This window comes from Candidatus Methylobacter favarea (assembly GCF_902806695.1).
Taxonomy (GTDB): Bacteria; Pseudomonadota; Gammaproteobacteria; order Methylococcales; family Methylomonadaceae; genus Methylobacter_B; species Methylobacter_B favarea.
This window is the reverse complement of sequence record NZ_CADCXN010000108.1, coordinates 1-17876: the sequence shown is the minus strand read 5'-3', so window position 1 is coordinate 17876 and position 17876 is coordinate 1. Positions and strand designations below refer to the sequence as shown.

Below are 17876 nucleotides of genomic sequence, written 5' to 3'. Positions count from 1 at the left end.
GGTGAGGCCCACCCATGACAAAGTGGTGCTTGACGGGTGGACAAACGCCTGATGTCACGCCAGCCATTGGTTTAGTGGATGGCATTCTGGCGGGTGCGCCAGGCGCCGACAAGGCCTGGGAGGCTGACAGTGTACTGGAGAATCTCGAAGAAAGCCAGGCCAAGGCGGTTATCTCTTGGAAAAGCAACCGTCAACAACAACGGGAATTTGACCGGCACCCGTACAAAAACCGTAGCGGGGTCGAACGCTTCTTTTGCCGAGTCAAGCAGTTCCGACGGCTTGCAGCAAGGTATGAAAAGCCGGCTTCGCGTTATTCCGCCTTTATTGCCTTGACCGCCAGTTTTATAAGGCTGACTTGATGGCCAACAGACTCTGGTTCATGTTCTCTGCTCGCTTTGTGGTAAATATGTCAGCCATTATAAATATTACCGTGGTTATAATTTAGAAGGAGTAAATCTCTATGCGTTATCTACATACCATGATCCGGGTTCGAGACCTGAAAGAATCCCTCGATTTTTTTTGCAATAAGCTGGGACTTCTTGAAAGCCACAGGATGGACAGCGAAAATGGCCGTTTTACACTGGTCTACCTGCATGCCCCGCTCGATACCAAACAGGCGGCTGAAACGTCAGCGCCCTTAATAGAGCTGACTTATAACTGGGATACGGAAGAGTATGGAGGAGGGCGCAACTTCGGCCACTTGGCTTTTGAAGTCGATAATATTTATGAAACCTGCCAGAAATTGATGGAGGCGAGCGTGCTGATAAATCGCCCGCCGCGCGATGGGCATATGGCTTTTGTCCGTTCACCCGACAAGATTTCTATCGAGCTTTTACAAAAAGGCGGAGCACTTGCCCCTGAAGAGCCTTGGGTTTCCATGGGAAATACGGGAAGTTGGTAAAGGCTGCTGGATAAGTGGGAAGAAGGCTGCTTCAGCCCCATATTTACATTTTTCAATCTGTTCAATATCTTCTCAGCAATAAGGCCAAGAAAGCCAAACTGACGAATTGTAAGCGGGTGTCAAGCAAGCGTTCGGTATTTTTCCAGCCCGGCAAAGGATCGCTCGACCACCCCCCATTGCGCAAGCACCGCCAAGGTATGAAGCTAATGGCGTTTGGGGACTTGTAGGGCGGCACCTGGCGAATGCTCGCCGGCCTCAGCAAAAGGCTGCCCTGTATAGCCGCCATCGCCTAACAGCGAAGCAACCTCGATAAGCCTGTCAAGTTCCGGGCAATGGTCTCCAGCGCCCCCAGGTGATCGGTGATATTGGCCGTGGTGACCGCTATCGCAGGCGGCAAAGCTGGGCTATCAACAAAGATATGACGCTTGAGGCTCGCTACCTTTTTGCCGGCTTCATAAGCTTTATCTCTGGCGCCATCGGTGTTTTTGACGCTTTGAGCATCAACGATGCACAAGCTCGTCTTGGCAGTGAGCCCCGGTTTAAGTCAAGCCGCGCCAGTTCGGAACATCGCTCGGCAGCCTGCGCCGTACCTGTCGACTGTCCGTAGACGCGTTTTCTTGCCGGCACTTTCCAGCAATGGCCTGAGCTGTTCAAATTGTTCTCGATTGATGTCGCTGGGATACACTTTTCTCATGCCCCTGTTATCAAACATATTTCGAAGATATTGAACAGGCTCTAAGAACAGTTTACTGGTGCAAATGCGTATCGCAAGGGCATAACTTTGATGCAGACAAAAAGTTTCCAGCTTAACTGACCTTTTAAGATTATGCCTTATTTTCTCCGCCGAATAATTCAATTAATCGCGGCAGAAAATTCGACAATTCCAGGGACATAATTGAAAAGTCCACATCAAACTGTTCTGCTTCATCGCTGGTTTCGACCTCAGCCGCCTGATCCTGTATTAAATCAAGAAATCGCAAGCGTTTAATGGACAAATTTTCATCAACAATAAAGGCTATGCGGTCTGCCCAGTTTACTGCCAGTTTAATAACTTCCTTGCCGGTATCGAGATGATTTTTAATTTCCGGCAGAGCCAGATCATGACGTTTGCAGCGAATGATGCCGCCTTCTTCTTCGGGCGAGCGCAATTCACATTCATCTTCAATAAAAATATCTTCCGGAGCCTGATTATTTATTAACCAGCCAGTCATGGTGGTGATAGGTTTTTCGATCGTATTGAGCGGAACAGCCGGCAATGAACCCAGGCATTTACGCAGGCTGCTAAGCAAATCCTCGGCTTTTTTAGCAGAGGCGGCATCGACAATCAGCCAGCTGCCTTTAGGGTCAATATAGGCGTAGGTTTTACTTGAAAAGGTGAATGCCCTTGGCAATAACTCAAAAATAAGCTCATCCTTGAGAGCAGTACGCTCTTTTTTAGACAATTTATGACCTTGCCTGTCTTCTGCTTCAAGAATTTTTTCCTGAACCATTTCATTAACTACCGCAGCCGGTAGAACTTTTTCTTCCTTTTTCCCACAAACCATAAAAAAGCCGTTTGCAGAGTGCACCAGCTGTTGTGATGTCTTGCCTAGTGGTGAAGTCCAGCCAAATGCAAATTCTTCATGAGGGCCGCAGTGGCGAAAACTCATGGATTCGAGTTTTTGCCCAAATTCCTCTGCTGATAGGGTGAAGGTTTCGGTAAGACGAAAAATGCCAAGATTTTTAAACCACATGCGTAAGGAATACCTGTATAAAATATAAAGCTGATTATTATCGCAAATTTAAGGGTATAAAATTAAAGTAAATTTTATGGCAAGCATAGATGTCTGAGGTAGAGGGATTTGCTCCCATAGTTTCCCCCCATTCAAGCCTCCTGATTTTGGGCTCCATGCCTGGCGCGGCTTCACTGCGCAAGCAGCAATATTATGGGCATCCCGGCAATGCATTTTGGCCCATTATGGGGGCATTGTTTGCCGCCTATCCGGAACTTGGCTATCAGCTGCGTAAAGAGATTTTAATTGAAAATGGCGTAGCGGTCTGGGATGTGCTGCAAAGTTGCAAGCGCTTGGGCAGTCTGGATTCAAATATAGAGCTGTCATCAATCATAATAAATGACTTTACGAGCTTTTTTGATGAATACAAGCTTATTAGGCGCGTGTATTTTAACGGCGGGATGGCTGAAAAAGTCTACAAAAAACATATTCTGCCAACTTTAAATCAGCGTTTTTCATATCTTGAATATCAGCGGCTGCCTTCAACAAGTCCAGCATTCGCCACATTGACGTTAGCGCAAAAAATAGCCGCATGGCAAGCGATCAGGCAGGATATGCTAAAGTAGCTCTTATTTTAGAGGTAAACACTCATGGAAACTTTTTCAACCTGGGAAAGCCTGTTGCTCGGCGCTGTGGTTTTACTTGTCATTTTTTGGATGGGGCCTGGCATCAAGGCTTCCCTAGAGCAAAGCCGAAATGCAAAACCGGATTGGCCGGGAGTGCTTGTGCCTATAGGTCTGGTGGTGCTATTTGTTATCTTTTTAATTGCAATGGTTTGATTGAGATGGCTGAAGAATTCAATTATGAAGATGAAGAAGATATTGAATACTACGCTGTACGGCCCAATAAAACTCAAATAAAAAAAAGTATTGCCGTGCTTTTTGCTTTGGGCGAGGAAATGTCAAAGTTGTCTGCCGCCCAGTTAAAAAATCTTGAGCTTCCTGAAAAGCTCTATAAAGCCCTTTCTGAAGTAGCGGGAATGCCGCCTACCGGTGCCAGAAAACGGCTACTGAAATTTATTGCCGGCCAACTCCATAAAATGGATGTAGAACCTTTTGTGGAAAAACTGGCGCGCCTGAAAAATCAAAGCGCCCATGCTGTGAGGGAGCATCATTATGCTGAACGCTGGCGGGACCGGCTGATTGCTGAAGGAAATGAAGCGTTGACGGCATTGCTCAGCGAACAGCCGAATGCAGACCGGCAGCAGTTACGGCAATTGTTGCGCAATGCCCAAAAAGAGGCGCAAGCAGCCAAGCCGCCTAAATCGGCTCGCCTGTTATACCGCTATCTGAAAGATTTATTTGAAGACGACATTTCTTAATATTAACCTGAGAATGTCAGTGGCAGTCGCTTTAAATGCAAGGACTTTTGGGGAATGGGCAAATCCTCAGTTGGTATCAATGCTCTCTTTTTTCCAAAATTTTTTGAAATTAATTAACAAGGTTCAAGATGGGCATATTTTGACTTTTATGAAGTTGTCCGGAAAAACATATAAATCCGATCATGCAGTCCATGCCTGATAATCCCTGCTAGCGAATTACTGAACTCCAGTGAATAGCCTCGGCAGCGACTGTTTCAATAGCCGGAAGTGCCCATTTGTCTTCTTCCACAAAAAAGATACGGTCATCAATGGGTTCTCACAGCGTATCGACAATCCCCGGAGATTTCGGCAAGAGAGCCGCTGAAGAAAGAAAAACAGCAATTTTCAATCAGCGTTGCGGAATGATCTGGAAGGTCAGAGCCAATATTTTTTTTCTAAATGGCTCTCGAAGTCTTCTTCTTTTTTGCTCTTAGCTGTCGGGCTTTTCCCGAGAGCTTCAATTAAAGCCTTTTTATTCCACATGATCTGGTGGGGACGGGCAAAGTCATCACTGATAAATGTTGAATAAGCCTGATCGTTTAGCCTGTAATTAATAAGGCCGGCGTGGAAAGGAACTCATTTTCAACCATCGGCATTAGCATTTTATCAAACCGGCACGCAGGTATATGAAGGACCGAGCGGCATAAGGCCATGTCGTTTGATCAAGGCTCTATGCTTCATTTGCAGGCAGCTTATTCAGTCAAATAACTCCAGTTGCTGAAAACGGCTTATTGAATGCTGGTTTGCCAGCGCTGAAAGAGGGATTCCGAGTAAACGTACGCTGCGTTTGCCAATGGCGGTATTTTTTAATAAGTCTTCCAGAATGATACGCGTGGTTGATGTGTTTGTAACGCTGCGCGCGGCAAAGTACGGCTACGGGTGATTTGAACAAATTTATGATATTTTATTTTTACGGTTAAGGTATGCGCGTCCAGCTTCTTGTCGGCTATTTTTATTAAGTTTTTTTCCAGCAGGTTTTGCAAATGTTCAAGGACATCTTCCTTGCTGGTAATATCCTCCTGAAAAGTGGTTTCCGCCTCTAGCGACTTGCGGATTCTATGGTTGTTGACAGGGCGAGTATCAATGTCTCTGGAAAGATGATAATAATACTGGCCGGACTTGCCGAAATACTGCTGAAAACGGGTAAGGGCGGTTACTTTAGATCGTTCCCGGTTTTTTATGCCCCGCGCCTGCATTCTGCCGGCCGTGGCTTTGCCTACGCCATGAAACTTTTCTACCGAGAGCTGTTCAATAAATTGAGTACACCGTTCAGGAGTAATTACATAGAGCCCATCCGGTCTATCCATATCCGAGGCAATTTTAGCGAGAAATTTATTATAAGAAATTCCGGCCGAAGCGATAAGCCGGGTTTTTTGTTTAATCTTTGCCTTGATCGCCTTGGCGATTAAGGCGGCCGAGCCCTGATGTAAAGACATATCGCTGACATCCAGATAAGCTTCGTCCAGAGAGAGCGGCTCAATAAGTTCTGTATAGTCGGCAAAGATTTCCCGAATACACATTGAGGCTTCTCGATAGGCTTCAAACCGGGGCTAGACGAGAATGGCCGGGGGGCATAAGCGGTAGGCCCGGGATGAAGGCATGGCTGAATGAGTGCCGTACGCTCTTGCTTCGTAGCTGTAGGCCGCGACCACACCACGGGAATCGGGAGCGCCGCCAAACAAAGCTTATTGTGGCGGTTGGTTCAACTCGGGCTGTTGCAGATCTGCAGTCAGGTTCCAGGCGGAAAAAGGAAAGGGCAGCGTTTCAGTATTGTAGGTCAGAAACAGCAGAATATGATATGTATACACTGAAAGACTGCGGCCGAAATTGAGAATATTGCTGTTAGCCTTGCCGGTCAATAGAGTCGATGCCACCTGTAGTAAAATGACTGCCCAAAGTATCATTTTGACCATTCCGCCGATAGCCGCAAAAACAAGCATAAAGAAAATTCTTCTCCAGGTGGAAGCCTGGGTCAGGTTATAGTTGATTTGTTCATCCATAGATTATCCTCGGTTCATAATATCGCGCAAATCAAGAGCCGCCGCATTTGCGCGCGCTATATAATTTGCCATGGTAAGGGAGTAGTTGGCGAAAAGCCCATAGCCGCCGCCATTTAAAATCATCGGGCTTAATATGGGTGTCAGGGCATTTTCCAATGCTTTAATCATGATATCAACGGTGCGCATGGCCCGTTTATCGATCAGTATGTCGGCGAAATCATGTTTAATGGCTCTCAGTATATGCAACAAAGCCCAGCTTGCGCCGCGCGCCTCATAAAAAATATCGTCAATTTCGAGCCATGTTACTTTAGCTATGGGGGTTCCCTGCTCCTCAGCCTTTTTTATCTCAAGCTCGCTTAAGCCCGGGCCATAGTTGGATCCGGAACTGTTTGCAGTCAGCCGGGTAGAAAGGCCGCCCAGCCGCTTTATGACCACTTCCGTATACTGCCACAGGTTATCAGCTCTGGAATAGAACTGAGCCTGCTTTACATTGCCTCCGTATTTTTGCAGGCGCGACATATATTTATGCAGGGCATCAATACCTTTTTGATATTCTGCTTCCGTTGACGGCAATGCCCATGAATCGTTTTCATAATAAAAATAAGGCTCGGCAACCGCCAAATCAGCATCCTCTGCTGATTGAGACTGGTCCCTTGCAAAGTGATTTCTTAAGGCAGTTGTGGCGTCTCGCAACATAACCAGAGCGCCGTATTCCCAATTGGAAATGTTGTCGAGAAATACGCCCGGAGGAGCCACATCATTGGTAATATAGCCGCCGGGTTTGTACATCAGGACTTCAGCGATATGGGCCAGCGTATTGGTATAGGTATAGCCGACGGGTATATTGGAGGTGTGAGTCTCCTTAGCGCGTTTCAGGGCTTCGTCCTGTATATTGAATTGTTCGGGTTCACTTCCCCACCATGCCCCCAGGATAAACTGTATGACCAGTATAATAATGACAAAAACACCAAAGACCCATAGTATTCCTTTGGATTTTACATCTTGAAGTGTTTCAATTGCCGCCATTTCAGGTATCCTGTAAGTGTATCTGCGTAAAAAACAGATGGCTTTTTTATATAAAATTATGTTGCATGATATCAGATTTTTGAAATCGTTGCTTATGTAAGGAATCCGCTATCAGGATTTTTTTTTGGCTCTTGGATGGGCTTTATCATAGACTTCGGACAGATGTTGAAAGTCCAGATGAGTATAGATCTGCGTGGTGCTGATATTGCTGTGCCCAAGCAGTTCCTGGACGGACCTTAAGTCCTGGCTGGATTCGAGTAAATGACTGGCGAAGGAATGTCTTAGCATATGCGGATGCAGGTGCTCTGCAATAGCTTTTTTTTTGCACCACTGTTCCAGTCTTAACTGCACACTGCGCTGGCCCAGCCGCCTTCCGCGGGTAGAGATAAACACGGCGGACTCAGGTGGAAGGGCGATTTTTGCACGCTCTGGCAGCCAGTTTTCGATGGCCGTGACCGCCTTGCTGCCTATCGGTAATATCCTTGATTTACCTCCCTTCCCGCTGCGGACAATAAGGGAGTTATCAGGCAGATCAAGATCATCAAGATTTAGCGCAGTGAGCTCGCTAAGACGAAGCCCGGATGAATAGAATAATTCAAACATGGCCAGATCGCGGATCTCCAGCGTTGAATTTGCCCCTGCTTCGAGCAGGCCGCTTATCTGGTCTACATCCAGGGTTTTAGGCAGTTTGCGAGCTTGCCTGGGGGCTTGTACATGCTCGGCAGGGTTAGTGTCGGCCAGGCGCTTTTTTAACAGGTAGTTATAAAAACTGCGGATGGCGGACAGCTCTCGCTGAAGGCTTTTACTGCCGATACCCTGACGATGCCGATTGGCTATATGGGAGCGGATATCGCTTTGACGCACCTCCGTCCAATGGCAAATAGCTTTATCTGTGCAATAGCCGATTAATCGTTTAATGTCCCGTTGATAACTTTTTATCGTATGGATGGAAGCGCGTTTTTCAATTTCAAGCTGGTTAAAAAAATCCCCCAGCGTTTGTTCGGCTTCCGCATGCATGCTCATATTTGCTCTAATAATGAAATCAGCCGGGTGCCTATAATTTCGCTCATTTGCGTTAAAAATAAATTGCCCATGCTGTAGTGAAACCGGCTTTCGTCGCGGCTGCCTATGGCTACTATCCCCTCCAGTCCGGCGCGCTTCATGGGAATAATGGCGCAGGATTTAACCTCCAGCGCCGCGTTTCCAAATAGAACTTTTGCCTGCGCCAGCGTCGGACGGCCGCATTTGGGTTGTTTGCGGGCAAATACCTCGGCAAACGGCTCCAGATTTTTACTGCCCGGTTCAATAAACAGATTGGCAATGGCAGTGCCGGAGTTCTGCCTGATAATGCGTATGGCGACAAAATCAGTCAGAAAATAATCGGATAAAACCAGATCAAGGTTGGCGACAGCTTCTTCCAGCGTTGAAGCCTCCAGCAAGGCCAGAGTAAGTTTATGCATGCGGTTGAGGGAGGTATCATTGTCCCTGGCTATCTCTATGAGCGCAGTAAGCTGGCTTTCAAGCTCGCGGTGTTTGCTTCTGAATATTTCCAGCTGTTTTGATATCAGGGAGATGGCATTACCGCTAGGGTGGGGAATACTCATTTGCTCCAGCAGGTTTAAATGCTCATTGAAGAATTCGGGATTTTGCCGGAGATAGTGTTCAACCTGGGTTGAAGTCAGCTCAGAGGCTCGCTTGCTCATAAAGGTAGGTTTCCATCAAACACGAAGATGGCGGGGCCGGTCATGAATACCGGGGCCTTGCGGCCCGCCCAGCAAATTTTTAATATTCCGCCGGGAAGTTCGACCCTGACTTCATGGTCCAGCAAATTTTGCTCGATGCCGATTACCGCGGCGGCGCAAGCACCGCTGCCGCAAGCCAGGGTTTCAGCCGCACCGCGTTCAAAAACCCGAAGTTTAATATGCTGACGGTCGATGACCTGCATGAAGCCTATATTGGCCCGTTCCGGGAAAATCGGATGGCTTTCCAGTGCCTGCCCCAATTCAGCTACCGGCGCCTTATCAACATCATTAACTTGAACAACGGCGTGCGGATTGCCCATCGAAGCAGCGCCAAACGCCAGTTCACTGCCATTAACAGTAATGAAATACAGTTTTGACTCACGCTCTGCCAGCAGGGGAATTTCCACCGGCTTGTGTTTGGGGACGCCCATATTGACGGTTATCAAATTTTCTTCATCAAAATGCAGCAGTAGCTGGCCCGCGTCTGTATCGACTGTTATTGCGTTTTTTTCAGACAGCTTTTTATCACGGACAAAACGCGCAAAGCAGCGTGCGCCATTGCCGCATTGCGCGACTTCGCCGCCATCGGCATTAAAGATGCGGTATTTGAAGTCGGCATTGGCGCTGACCGGCTTTTCGACCAGCAGCAGCTGATCAAAACCAACGCCGAAGTGGCGGTCTGACAGCTGCCGTATCTGCTCCGGCGTTAATTCAAGATGCTGATTAATAGCATCAATTATCACAAAGTCATTGCCAAGGCCGTGCATTTTAGTAAAGTTGATCATTTATTCGTAGGTTAGGCAAAAATGATAAATACCCGATAGCGCAACATTATAAACTAAACAGCATGACTTAACTGCTAGGGCAGCAGCTGTTCACCGGCCCAAAGCTGCGCGACCGCTTCCCTTTCCCTGATCAAATGCAGATTACTTCCGTCCACGAGCAGCTCAGCGGCGCGGGGCCTCGAATTGTAATTTGAGCTCATGGAAAAACCGTAAGCGCCCGAGGAGCGTATTGCCAGCAGATCACCTTGAGAGATTTTAAGCGCACGGTCTTTGCCCAAAAAATCGCCTGTTTCACAGACCGGGCCGACAATATCCCAGTGGTGTTCCCTAGCTTTACTCTCAAGCTTAACAGGTATAATTTCCTGCCAGGCATTATATAAAGCCGGGCGCACCAAGTCGTTCATTGCCGCATCGACAATGGCGAAGTTTTTACTGGCTGTGGGTTTAAGATATTCAACCTGAGTCACCAGAATGCCGGCATTGCCGACGATGGCACGGCCCGGTTCGAGTAAAATTTCAAAATCGCTGCGGCCGAGCCGTTCCAGAACAGCCCCGATATATTCCGAGGGCTCTGGCGGTTGTTCATCCTTATAGCGGATGCCGAGCCCGCCGCCCAGATCCAGATGCCCAAGATGAATACCTTCGGTTTTGAGGATGGCAATCAGCTCAAGAACCCGATCCAGGGCATCCAGAAAAGGGCCGGTTTCTGTCAGTTGCGAGCCGATATGACAGTCTATGCCGATAACGTCGATGTGCGGCATGGCGGCGGCGCGGCGATACTCGGTTAAAGCCTGCTGAATATCTATGCCGAATTTGTTTTCCTTTAAACCGGTCGAAATATAAGGATGCGTTTTGGCATCCACGTCAGGGTTTACCCGAAACGATACCGCGGCAATAACGCCCAGCCGTCCTGCCAGCCGGTTAATCCTGTCCAGCTCGCCCGCGACTTCAATGTTAAAGCAGCGAATGCCGGTTTTCAAGGCCGCCAGAATTTCATCTTCGCGCTTGCCGACGCCGGAAAAGACGATTTTTTCAGGATCGCCGCCGGCTGCAATAACTCGCACCAGCTCACCCAGCGAGACAATGTCAAAGCCTGAGCCCAGGCGGGCAAGCAGATTCAGAATGGCAATATTGGAGTTGGCCTTGACGGCATAGCAGATTAAGTGCGGATGTTCGCCGAAAGCTTTATCAAAGGCATGCCAGTGTCTTTCCAGCGTGGCTCTCGAATAAATATAACAGGGACTGCCATAGCGATAAATTATGTCCTGCACAGCGGTATCTTCAGCATAAAGCTCGCCGTTTTGATAAGTAAAATAATCCATTGTCAATGTTCTTTTGCAGGTTTTGTTTCAGGTTCCTTTTTAGGTTCTGTCGCCGGTTTTTTTTCGGGCTCGGGTTCAGGTTCTACATGAATAGGCGGGCGGCTATCGGGCAGATAAAGGGGCCCCGGCTGTCCGCAGCCTGGCAAAACCGAGCCCAGCAATAAAAAGATGAATAATTTAGGGGTTTTCATGGCTGTCATCATCAGTGGGAACCAGGTAATTGCATCAATGCCCAGGTCAAAACAATTGGCATAATAATCTGAATTGCAGTAAAAGGCATCAGGATGCTGCGCCGAGAATGACGGCGCCGGCTTTAAACACGGCGGTGGCAGGTTTGCCGGTAGTTAATTCCAGCGCTTGAAGGCTTTCGTTGGTTATGGTGGCTACTACTGAATTGCCGCCTTTTAGTTCGATCACGACTTCGGCATTTACCTCGCCTTTTTGAATACGTGAAACGGTGCCTTGCAGTTGATTGCGGGCAGAAAGACGATAGCCTCCAAAGTCGGTTACGATGATGATTTGGGAGACTTTAACCAGCGCCACGACATCTGCGCCGCTTTTAATCGCGAGCGATTCCGCCGATTCCCTGGTAATGGCGGCAACGATAATCGCGCCGCCTTTCAAGCTAACGGTGACCTCTACATTGATAGCGCCTGTGGATACCTGGCTGACTTTGCCGAAAAACTGGTTGCGCGCACTGGCTTTCATAATTAACTTTCTCAATAAAAATACGATATCCCGATTGTTCATCAAGCGATCATTTATTTGTTCCAGGAAATTTCGATGTTCTTCCTGAATCCGGATAAATAATTGTAAAAAATCTTTACCGGCGGGCGTAAGCCGGGTGCCGCCGCCCAAGCGGCCGCCAGTCGCCGTTGAAATCAATATTTTCGGCGATAAGTTGTTGGCTCGCTCTATCATTTCCCAGGCGCCCTTATAAGTCAATCCGATCTTGCGCGCGGCCTGATTGATGGAGCCGCTGCTTTCGATGGCGGCAAGAAGCTGAAACAAGCGTTCATTCAAACCGCCTATCAGCCGTATATCGCCTGCTACCAGCCTGGGCGTTGCCGGCTCGTCCTTTGCTTCCGCCCTGTTATTTCGGAGCCTGCGGATAATAGGCGGTGTTGCTGGGATGTCCACGAACAAGATTCCTGATTAGACTGAATAAGTGCTCGTTAATGAGCTGCTGCGTAACAATAGGCTTTTGAACCTGTTTTTTCAAGGCATTGAAAATTGCATTTTTGCAAATATCCGTCTATGTTGGCAATCGCTGTCATTACACAAACAGGTGACATCTGAAGCCTGGAATTTGGGATCGTTGCAGTATTTCGGCAAGCAGAAAAATATATCCAGTGGAAGTGATAAATGAATGGCCAGGTATTCATGAGCCTGTAAAATTAATGCTAACACCGATGTCACTCAGGAATATAGATATTCTTTTTTAATTAGCAGATAGCAGGGTGGTAATTTATGAACTGGCAGAGTATTTCAGAACAAATTGAAATTGCCACCGGCGTGCCGTTTAAAGCGGCTTCCTCCCGTGCTGTGCACGGCGGCGACATAAATTCCGCTTTTCGGCTCCAAGGTGATGGTAAGTCCTATTTTGTCAAGCTGAATCGCGTGGCTTTAGCAGCCATGTTTAAAGCCGAATTTGCAGGTTTGCAGGAAATGGCGCGCACTCAAACCGTACGGGTACCTGCTCCTGTTGTTTGCGGGACAACAGCAGAGCATTCCTTTCTGGTGCTGGAAAACCTTGAATTCGGTTCAGCAAGCAAAGCCTCCGAGCGCTTGCTGGGGCGCCAGCTTGCACACCTGCATCAGCGACTACAGCCTTATTTCGGCTGGCAACGGGACAATACAATCGGCAGCACCCCACAGCCAAATTGTAAAAGCGATGACTGGCTGAATTTCTGGCGCGAGCAGCGTTTAGGCTTTCAATTAAAGCTGGCCGCGGAAAATGGTTATCGAGGAAAACTGCAAGCCCAGGGAGAGTTGCTTGTCAGTGACATGGACGACTTGTTTCAAAATTACCGGCCCACGCCTTCATTGCTGCATGGCGATTTATGGAGCGGCAATGCCGCGGTAAATAAGGAAGGCTGTCCTGTCATTTTTGATCCCGCCTGTTATTACGGCGACCGTGAGGCGGATTTGGCAATGACTGAATTATTTGGCGGTTTCAGCCAGGATTTTTATGCAGCCTACCAGGAGGTTTGGCCTCTGGATCATGGCTATGCAGTCAGGAAAGCATTTTACAATCTTTATAATATTTTAAATCACCTGAATTTATTCGGCGGCGGCTATCTGAGGCAGGCTGAAAATACCGTTGCCCGGATTCTGTCTGAAATCCGTTAGCGTTTATGAAATACCAATTATTTGTCAGCGCTCCATTCAGGGAGATAAAAACCGGCACAATTAATTATTACCATTCAAATAGTTTCCACATATTAATATTTTTACCCCTGTCCAGGTCATTGCCCCGTACATCCATGGCGCCGTCGCCGTCGGTATCAATGAAGTAATACGGAGGCCCAATATCCGGTATGACTTTAATCATATAAAGTTTGTGGCCCCGGCGGTATTCCTGGATGGTTTTTTTACCACGGCGAATAATGGTAATATCAGGCTCAAGGTTCTCGCCGCTTTGCACCGGCATAGGCGGCTCAGGCGCTTCCGGCACAGGCTCAAGTTTTGGCGGTTTTTCATCAACGGCAAAGGCCGGGAAGGCAAGCAAGCTGAGCAGGATAAGGCGGCGCATGATGGACTCTTTCAAAATGGTAATTGTCATTATCTTATTACAGTTTTCATTGGCCTGCTTGACTAAAATGCAGGGAGCGACTTCAGCCGCCTGATTTCGGCCTGCTGGCTACAGCCGCCTTTATTTCACTGCATAAACGCTTAATTCTGCCCTGAATTAACAATGTCTTCTCCATGATGAAACACCAGAATGCATGCAGGATATTTATTTATACTGCCCTGCCATGCGAAGCCAAACCGCTGGTCGAACACTTCGGTTTAAAGAAGGCCACCCGTGTGCAGCCGTTTGCCGTTTATTCTGATCATGACCTTTGCCTGACGGTGACAGGAGTTGGAAAAAGCGCGATGGCCGCCGGGGTTGCTTACACGCAAGCGCTGTTTTCGCCTGCTGAAAATCCGGTCCTGCTTAACGTCGGCATCGCCGGACATAAAGATCATCCAGTAGGCAGCCTGTTTTTAATCGATAAAATTTCCGATTTTGACAGTAAACGAAATTACTATCCGCCCCTGGTGTGTACGCCGCCTTGCCCGACCGCCGACATTCAAACGGCATCAAGACCTCAGACAGACTATGATCAGCCGGCTCTTTGCGACATGGAAGCCTCTGCATTTTATGAAACAGCGCTGCGTTTTACTTCAGGAGAACTGACCCAGTGTCTGAAAGTTATTTCAGATAACAAATTAGCGCCCGCCGAAACCATTCAGCCCAAACAGGTTTCTTCATTAATCGCCGCGCAGGTATTTACGGTTAAAGTCCTGCTGGCGGAATTGAGCCGCCTGGCGGAGCTGATAACCGCGCCTGAACCAGAATTGTATGCACAGCTTGTACAACGCTATCATTTTACCGCCACTGAACAGCTTCAATTAAAAAACAGGTTGATTCGCCGGGACGTATTAACCCTTCGCTGCAAACCCGATTTTGGCGATGTCCGCCTGCAAAGCGGCAAAGAGCTTTTACGCTGGCTGGATCAACAGCTAAGCAACAGTGATTTTTATTTGTAGCGTCATTGCTCAATTATAAAAAGAACAGCGCGTTTTTGGTAACGGCGACCATACCGATATAAGCAAAACAGGCGATTGCCGCAGCAAAAGCCAGCCATCGCACAGCGCCTTGATTATGCATAGCCGCGACGCCAAAGCCGATGTACGCCGCTAATCCAAAAAGCTTGCCGATAATCCAGCCATACTCTCCCGAAAACCAATGCCCCTGAATTGCCAGCATAAAGCCGCTTGCCAATAACAATGTATCGATAACATGGGGAGTTATTTTGAGCGCTTTTTGTTTAAGTAGTTCAGGCTGGATTTCTGCAAGAATAATTCTGCCGGTAAAACTGAAAATGGAGATTAATACAAAGCCAAGGTGAAAAGTTTTAATCATACAGTTCCCAAAGGATTAAAAGCTGGTGTTCCGCTTGTAAAGGTAAGACGCAGCGGCTGAGTAAACTCGGCTGATGCGATTTATGGCCTGGATTATTCCAGGGTAACCTGGCGCAAAGCCGCCATTGCCGCGCTGCCATATTCGTTAAAGGCATTGCCCTGTTGCTCGATGAACAAGGCGGCAATACCCGCTGTGTCAGCCGCTTCGATACCCGCTTTACGCCCGAGGCACAACAATGCTGTAGACCAGGCATCTGCCTGTACAGGATCGGCATGAAGCACCGTTACCGACACTGTTTCATGATCAACCGGCTTGCCGGTTCGGGCATTCAGAATATGGCTGTAACGTTTGCCGTTCAGGTCAAAGAAATGCCGGTAGGTGCCCGAAGTCATTACCGCCAGCGGCCCGGTTTGCCTGATGGTAATCACCTTCTGCATGGTTCTTTCGCCGGACAGCGGCTTCTCAAGCGCCACCCGCCAGGGTGCGCCGTCAGGCTTATGGCCGCGCGTCTGCAGTTCGCCGCCGATTTCAACCAGATAATTTTCAATGCCCTGCTTTTCAAGCAAGGCGCTGATGCGCTTTACGCTATAACCCTGGGCAATGGAGGAAAGGTCAATCTCCAGGTTGGGAATATGCTTGCGCAAATGCGTGGCGTCAACCACGTCCACTTGCGCGAAGCCGACCTGTTTTTGCGCGGCCTGCAGCGCCGGCTCATCCGGCGGCGTCAGTTTATCGTCGCGAAATCCCCAAAGCTCGAACAAGGGCTTGATAGTCAGATCGTAGCAGCCGCCGCTGGCCTGACTCACTGTACGAGCCTGCTCAAGCAGAGTAACAATTTCCTCGCCCACTGCTTGAGGCTCGCTATTCCTCTTGGCGTTAAACTGTTCAATGACGGAATCTTTCCGGTAATTGGAAAGCTGCTGGTCCAGCCGACTGAATTCCGCATCCACCTCCTGTTTGACCGCTTTCACATCGGCAGCTTGCTGTGACCAGAAACTGACATGATAAGTCGTGCCCTGAGCATAGCCGCCGAATTTTTCAACCTCTTCAGGCTGGGCGCAGCCATTAATCATTAATGTTACTGCTAATATGAATAAGATCGGGCACGGCGAGGGGGGTGGATAATTGCTCATGGTTTTAATGGGCGTTTTAAAAAAAGACTAGTAAAATAACATCTTACCAGTTTCCTTGAAACTTTCAGTCATCAATGCAACAGGGATACTCGCAAATTTTCCACTGGACGTCACCACGGCAGGGAGGCGGGGATCCAGGCTACATCAATCGGAACTGAACGAGTACTATAATGGCTAACCACCCTACGTCCTCGCTGGCCTTCAGGCCGAGATCGGCAACCGGCAAGGTGATTTGATTAAACTCTTCTTTAAATTACCACGAAGTTTTAAAGTGCCCACGTTTAAAGGCAATTATATTCCTGACTCGGCGGTAGTGCTCAGGAATGATCGGGACGAGTGTTTTATCGCAGAAACTAAAGTATTTTTAGATAGGCAAAGGCTTCGAGTACTTGAAGGAATGAAGATTGCTTGCGGCGAGAAACAATTTGCCTTATTCAGGCTTCAGGGTTGAGTATAAATTAACGCTAACACGAGATTTGCAATGGCTATATTTTAGGCTGGCAGTTTGTAGGCGAGCCGTAACAAGCCATTGCCAGGTTTTGTTATTATTTAATTATTTTTACATATCCATAAAGCGCTTTGTCATACCGCAGGGAGAGCGCGTAAATCTTTTAGCCGACAAGGGGCAGGGATGCCGCCTTTTCTGATGGCATAACGTAACTGATTGATTTGCAGCAAGCCAAATGTCAACAGAATTTAATGTTTTAGAATTAAATGCCGGGTTGCAGTAGCAGGCAGTATTCATATTGCCGGGCCCAAAGAGCTTGAATCATATCAAACCGCTTTTTTCTATCCAGTTAAGAATGAGTTTGATGTTTTATAATTGAAATCAAAAAAAGAAAAATCTTGAAAAGAATATATTTTTTAGCTCCAGATATGAAAACTCCGGATGATTGTCGAAGAGCTCCCTTCTAATGGTAAGGAGATCGGCATATGCACGTGTTGTCAAAAAGAGATAACTCCCTACTGGCTATAAATAAATCATGTAGAAGCTTTAAATTGCGTTCAAGGTTAGGAGAGGCGCCCATCCTGAACATAAACTAATTGGAACAAAATCCGTTATCGATGAAATTATTTAAAGATTATCTTTTGCTTTGCTGGTTTAAAAACAATCCCGCTGATTTATATCCTTCCCAATCATTTTTATGGGCTTGCGTCGTGTTTTATCTGGTATCAGGAATTATTGTTGAAGGCCTTATAAGTGACCCGGCGGACGGTACTCTGGAAGTCTCGATGAGAGTAATAGTCGCTTTGTCATTAATAGCGATGCTAGTGTTTTTTACAAAAAAACGGTCGCATTTCAAGCAACTGCTGACGGCTGTTTTTATGTGCGAAAATTTTATTATTACTCTGGGGATAGGGGCTGAAATACTCGATATCTTTGCGCAACGGACCGAATATGAAGACTATCCCTTATATCTCGGAGTGATGCTGATAGGCTGGTATTTGGCGATTATCAGCTACATACTAAGGCGTATGTTCTGTTTCGGTAAAGGCGTCTGTTTTGGCTTGGCATTTTGTTATTTTTGTTTAACTTACGGCGCCCCTTTTCTGTTTATGGAAGTGATCTGAAATAGGGCATTGCTAAATAAATATAGACAATGTATAAGTTTTGGAACATTCAGGTGCCTTGGGAGGGCGTGATGGATTGTCCAAAATGCGGCAAGCAAGCGAACTGCAAAGACGGCCGAGCGAATGGCCGT

The 17876-nt window shown here is 47.6% G+C and carries 21 protein-coding genes and 2 pseudogenes; 9 read left to right on the top strand and 14 right to left on the bottom strand.

The features are described 5' to 3' along the window. Positions 1-14 precede the first annotated feature (14 nt). Positions 15-359: a transposase gene (locus tag HUX64_RS16840; protein WP_174627369.1), complete on the top strand. Its 345-nt coding sequence runs from the start codon at positions 15-17 to the stop codon at positions 357-359. A gap of 101 nt (positions 360-460) precedes the next feature. Further along, positions 461-901 (top strand): VOC family protein, encoded by a 441-nt coding sequence (locus tag HUX64_RS16835; RefSeq protein ID WP_174627368.1) that lies wholly within the window; start codon positions 461-463, stop codon positions 899-901. Between the two features lie 61 nt (positions 902-962). On the opposite strand, the pseudogene HUX64_RS16830 reads toward HUX64_RS16835, so the two are convergent. Continuing rightward, positions 963-1595, bottom strand: a pseudogene (locus tag HUX64_RS16830) (transposase). Positions 1596-1725: 130 nt separating this feature from the next. Then, positions 1726-2634 (bottom strand): recombination-associated protein RdgC, encoded by a 909-nt coding sequence (gene rdgC, locus HUX64_RS16825; RefSeq protein ID WP_174627367.1) that lies wholly within the window; start codon positions 2632-2634, stop codon positions 1726-1728. 89 nt (positions 2635-2723) lie between these two features. On the opposite strand from rdgC, the gene HUX64_RS16820 reads away from it, so the two are divergent. Genes HUX64_RS16820 through yjgA form a run of 3 tightly spaced genes read left to right on the top strand, consistent with a single transcriptional unit; the run spans position 2724 to position 3994 of the window. Next, complete coding sequence (locus HUX64_RS16820) at positions 2724-3239, top strand: DNA-deoxyinosine glycosylase (protein WP_174627366.1); 516 nt, start codon at positions 2724-2726, stop codon at positions 3237-3239. 24 nt (positions 3240-3263) lie between these two features. Then, a complete protein-coding gene (locus tag HUX64_RS16815) occupies positions 3264-3452 on the top strand; it encodes a hypothetical protein (protein ID WP_174627365.1) in 189 nt (62 codons plus the stop codon). A 5-nt stretch (positions 3453-3457) separates the two neighbouring features. Then, positions 3458-3994, top strand: coding sequence for a ribosome biogenesis factor YjgA (yjgA, locus tag HUX64_RS16810; RefSeq protein ID WP_174627364.1), 537 nt, complete (start codon positions 3458-3460; stop codon positions 3992-3994). A gap of 845 nt (positions 3995-4839) precedes the next feature. Here yjgA and dinB read toward each other — a convergent pair. The 9 genes and pseudogenes from dinB to HUX64_RS16765 form a co-directional block, all read right to left on the bottom strand. Continuing rightward, a pseudogene (dinB, locus tag HUX64_RS16805) lies at positions 4840-5685 on the bottom strand (DNA polymerase IV). A gap of 33 nt (positions 5686-5718) precedes the next feature. Next, positions 5719-6033 carry a DUF4389 domain-containing protein gene (locus HUX64_RS16800; protein ID WP_174627363.1) on the bottom strand — a complete coding sequence of 105 codons (315 nt, stop codon included), beginning with the start codon at positions 6031-6033 and terminating at the stop codon, positions 5719-5721. 3 nt (positions 6034-6036) lie between these two features. Beyond that, a complete protein-coding gene (locus HUX64_RS16795) occupies positions 6037-7059 on the bottom strand; it encodes a DUF2333 family protein (protein WP_174627362.1) in 1023 nt (340 codons plus the stop codon). A gap of 111 nt (positions 7060-7170) precedes the next feature. After that, positions 7171-8076 (bottom strand): tyrosine recombinase XerC, encoded by a 906-nt coding sequence (gene xerC, locus HUX64_RS16790; protein ID WP_174627373.1) that lies wholly within the window; start codon positions 8074-8076, stop codon positions 7171-7173. 2 nt (positions 8077-8078) lie between these two features. Then, entirely contained in the window at positions 8079-8762 is a 684-nt protein-coding gene (locus tag HUX64_RS16785; protein ID WP_174627361.1) for a DUF484 family protein, read from the bottom strand. Continuing rightward, positions 8759-9586 (bottom strand): diaminopimelate epimerase, encoded by an 828-nt coding sequence (gene dapF / locus HUX64_RS16780; protein ID WP_174627360.1) that lies wholly within the window; start codon positions 9584-9586, stop codon positions 8759-8761. Before dapF ends, HUX64_RS16785 begins: the two co-directional genes overlap by 4 nt. A gap of 74 nt (positions 9587-9660) precedes the next feature. After that, positions 9661-10908, bottom strand: a complete 1248-nt coding sequence (lysA, locus tag HUX64_RS16775) for a diaminopimelate decarboxylase (protein ID WP_174627359.1) — start codon at positions 10906-10908, stop codon at positions 9661-9663. Positions 10909-10910: 2 nt separating this feature from the next. Continuing rightward, complete coding sequence (lptM, locus tag HUX64_RS16770) at positions 10911-11099, bottom strand: LPS translocon maturation chaperone LptM (protein WP_174627358.1); 189 nt, start codon at positions 11097-11099, stop codon at positions 10911-10913. Positions 11100-11187: 88 nt separating this feature from the next. Further along, positions 11188-12048 carry a TOBE domain-containing protein gene (locus tag HUX64_RS16765; RefSeq protein ID WP_246247098.1) on the bottom strand — a complete coding sequence of 287 codons (861 nt, stop codon included), beginning with the start codon at positions 12046-12048 and terminating at the stop codon, positions 11188-11190. 330 nt (positions 12049-12378) lie between these two features. On the opposite strand from HUX64_RS16765, the gene HUX64_RS16760 reads away from it, so the two are divergent. After that, positions 12379-13260 carry a fructosamine kinase family protein gene (locus HUX64_RS16760; protein WP_174627357.1) on the top strand — a complete coding sequence of 294 codons (882 nt, stop codon included), beginning with the start codon at positions 12379-12381 and terminating at the stop codon, positions 13258-13260. A gap of 67 nt (positions 13261-13327) precedes the next feature. Here the strand turns inward: HUX64_RS16760 and HUX64_RS16755 are convergent, their stop codons facing one another. Beyond that, positions 13328-13663 (bottom strand): DUF2782 domain-containing protein, encoded by a 336-nt coding sequence (locus HUX64_RS16755; protein ID WP_174627371.1) that lies wholly within the window; start codon positions 13661-13663, stop codon positions 13328-13330. Positions 13664-13836: 173 nt separating this feature from the next. Between HUX64_RS16755 and HUX64_RS16750 the strand changes: the two genes are divergently transcribed. Continuing rightward, positions 13837-14664 carry a nucleoside phosphorylase-I family protein gene (locus HUX64_RS16750; RefSeq protein ID WP_246247097.1) on the top strand — a complete coding sequence of 276 codons (828 nt, stop codon included), beginning with the start codon at positions 13837-13839 and terminating at the stop codon, positions 14662-14664. Positions 14665-14677: 13 nt separating this feature from the next. Here HUX64_RS16750 and HUX64_RS16745 read toward each other — a convergent pair whose 3' ends face one another. Next, positions 14678-15040 carry a SirB2 family protein gene (locus HUX64_RS16745; RefSeq protein ID WP_174627356.1) on the bottom strand — a complete coding sequence of 121 codons (363 nt, stop codon included), beginning with the start codon at positions 15038-15040 and terminating at the stop codon, positions 14678-14680. A 92-nt stretch (positions 15041-15132) separates the two neighbouring features. Further along, positions 15133-16113 (bottom strand): FAD:protein FMN transferase, encoded by a 981-nt coding sequence (locus HUX64_RS16740; protein ID WP_246247096.1) that lies wholly within the window; start codon positions 16111-16113, stop codon positions 15133-15135. A gap of 292 nt (positions 16114-16405) precedes the next feature. Between HUX64_RS16740 and HUX64_RS20545 the strand changes: the two genes are divergently transcribed. After that, positions 16406-16624, top strand: a complete 219-nt coding sequence (locus HUX64_RS20545) for a restriction endonuclease (protein WP_425484273.1) — start codon at positions 16406-16408, stop codon at positions 16622-16624. Between the two features lie 614 nt (positions 16625-17238). Next, positions 17239-17745 (top strand): hypothetical protein, encoded by a 507-nt coding sequence (locus HUX64_RS16735; RefSeq protein WP_174627354.1) that lies wholly within the window; start codon positions 17239-17241, stop codon positions 17743-17745. Positions 17746-17876: the final 131 nt, after the last annotated feature.

What these genes read in the sequence shown, in the direction of transcription:
- rdgC (WP_174627367.1), bottom strand. Translation starts at nt 2,634, where the DNA reads ATGTGGTTTAAAAATCTTGGCATTTTTCGTCTTACCGAAACCTTCACC.
- HUX64_RS16760 (WP_174627357.1), top strand. Translation starts at nt 12,379, where the DNA reads ATGAACTGGCAGAGTATTTCAGAACAAATTGAAATTGCCACCGGCGTG.
- HUX64_RS16840 (WP_174627369.1), top strand. Translation starts at nt 15, where the DNA reads ATGACAAAGTGGTGCTTGACGGGTGGACAAACGCCTGATGTCACGCCA.
- HUX64_RS16740 (WP_246247096.1), bottom strand. Translation starts at nt 16,113, where the DNA reads ATGATTAATGGCTGCGCCCAGCCTGAAGAGGTTGAAAAATTCGGCGGC.
- dapF (WP_174627360.1), bottom strand. Translation starts at nt 9,586, where the DNA reads ATGATCAACTTTACTAAAATGCACGGCCTTGGCAATGACTTTGTGATA.
- xerC (WP_174627373.1), bottom strand. Translation starts at nt 8,076, where the DNA reads ATGCATGCGGAAGCCGAACAAACGCTGGGGGATTTTTTTAACCAGCTT.
- HUX64_RS16785 (WP_174627361.1), bottom strand. Translation starts at nt 8,762, where the DNA reads ATGAGCAAGCGAGCCTCTGAGCTGACTTCAACCCAGGTTGAACACTAT.
- HUX64_RS16800 (WP_174627363.1), bottom strand. Translation starts at nt 6,033, where the DNA reads ATGGATGAACAAATCAACTATAACCTGACCCAGGCTTCCACCTGGAGA.
- HUX64_RS16745 (WP_174627356.1), bottom strand. Translation starts at nt 15,040, where the DNA reads ATGATTAAAACTTTTCACCTTGGCTTTGTATTAATCTCCATTTTCAGT.
- lysA (WP_174627359.1), bottom strand. Translation starts at nt 10,908, where the DNA reads ATGGATTATTTTACTTATCAAAACGGCGAGCTTTATGCTGAAGATACC.
- HUX64_RS16820 (WP_174627366.1), top strand. Translation starts at nt 2,724, where the DNA reads ATGTCTGAGGTAGAGGGATTTGCTCCCATAGTTTCCCCCCATTCAAGC.
- HUX64_RS16755 (WP_174627371.1), bottom strand. Translation starts at nt 13,663, where the DNA reads ATGCGCCGCCTTATCCTGCTCAGCTTGCTTGCCTTCCCGGCCTTTGCC.
- lptM (WP_174627358.1), bottom strand. Translation starts at nt 11,099, where the DNA reads ATGAAAACCCCTAAATTATTCATCTTTTTATTGCTGGGCTCGGTTTTG.
- yjgA (WP_174627364.1), top strand. Translation starts at nt 3,458, where the DNA reads ATGGCTGAAGAATTCAATTATGAAGATGAAGAAGATATTGAATACTAC.
- HUX64_RS16735 (WP_174627354.1), top strand. Translation starts at nt 17,239, where the DNA reads ATGAAATTATTTAAAGATTATCTTTTGCTTTGCTGGTTTAAAAACAAT.
- HUX64_RS16750 (WP_246247097.1), top strand. Translation starts at nt 13,837, where the DNA reads ATGATGAAACACCAGAATGCATGCAGGATATTTATTTATACTGCCCTG.
- HUX64_RS16835 (WP_174627368.1), top strand. Translation starts at nt 461, where the DNA reads ATGCGTTATCTACATACCATGATCCGGGTTCGAGACCTGAAAGAATCC.
- HUX64_RS16795 (WP_174627362.1), bottom strand. Translation starts at nt 7,059, where the DNA reads ATGGCGGCAATTGAAACACTTCAAGATGTAAAATCCAAAGGAATACTA.
- HUX64_RS16815 (WP_174627365.1), top strand. Translation starts at nt 3,264, where the DNA reads ATGGAAACTTTTTCAACCTGGGAAAGCCTGTTGCTCGGCGCTGTGGTT.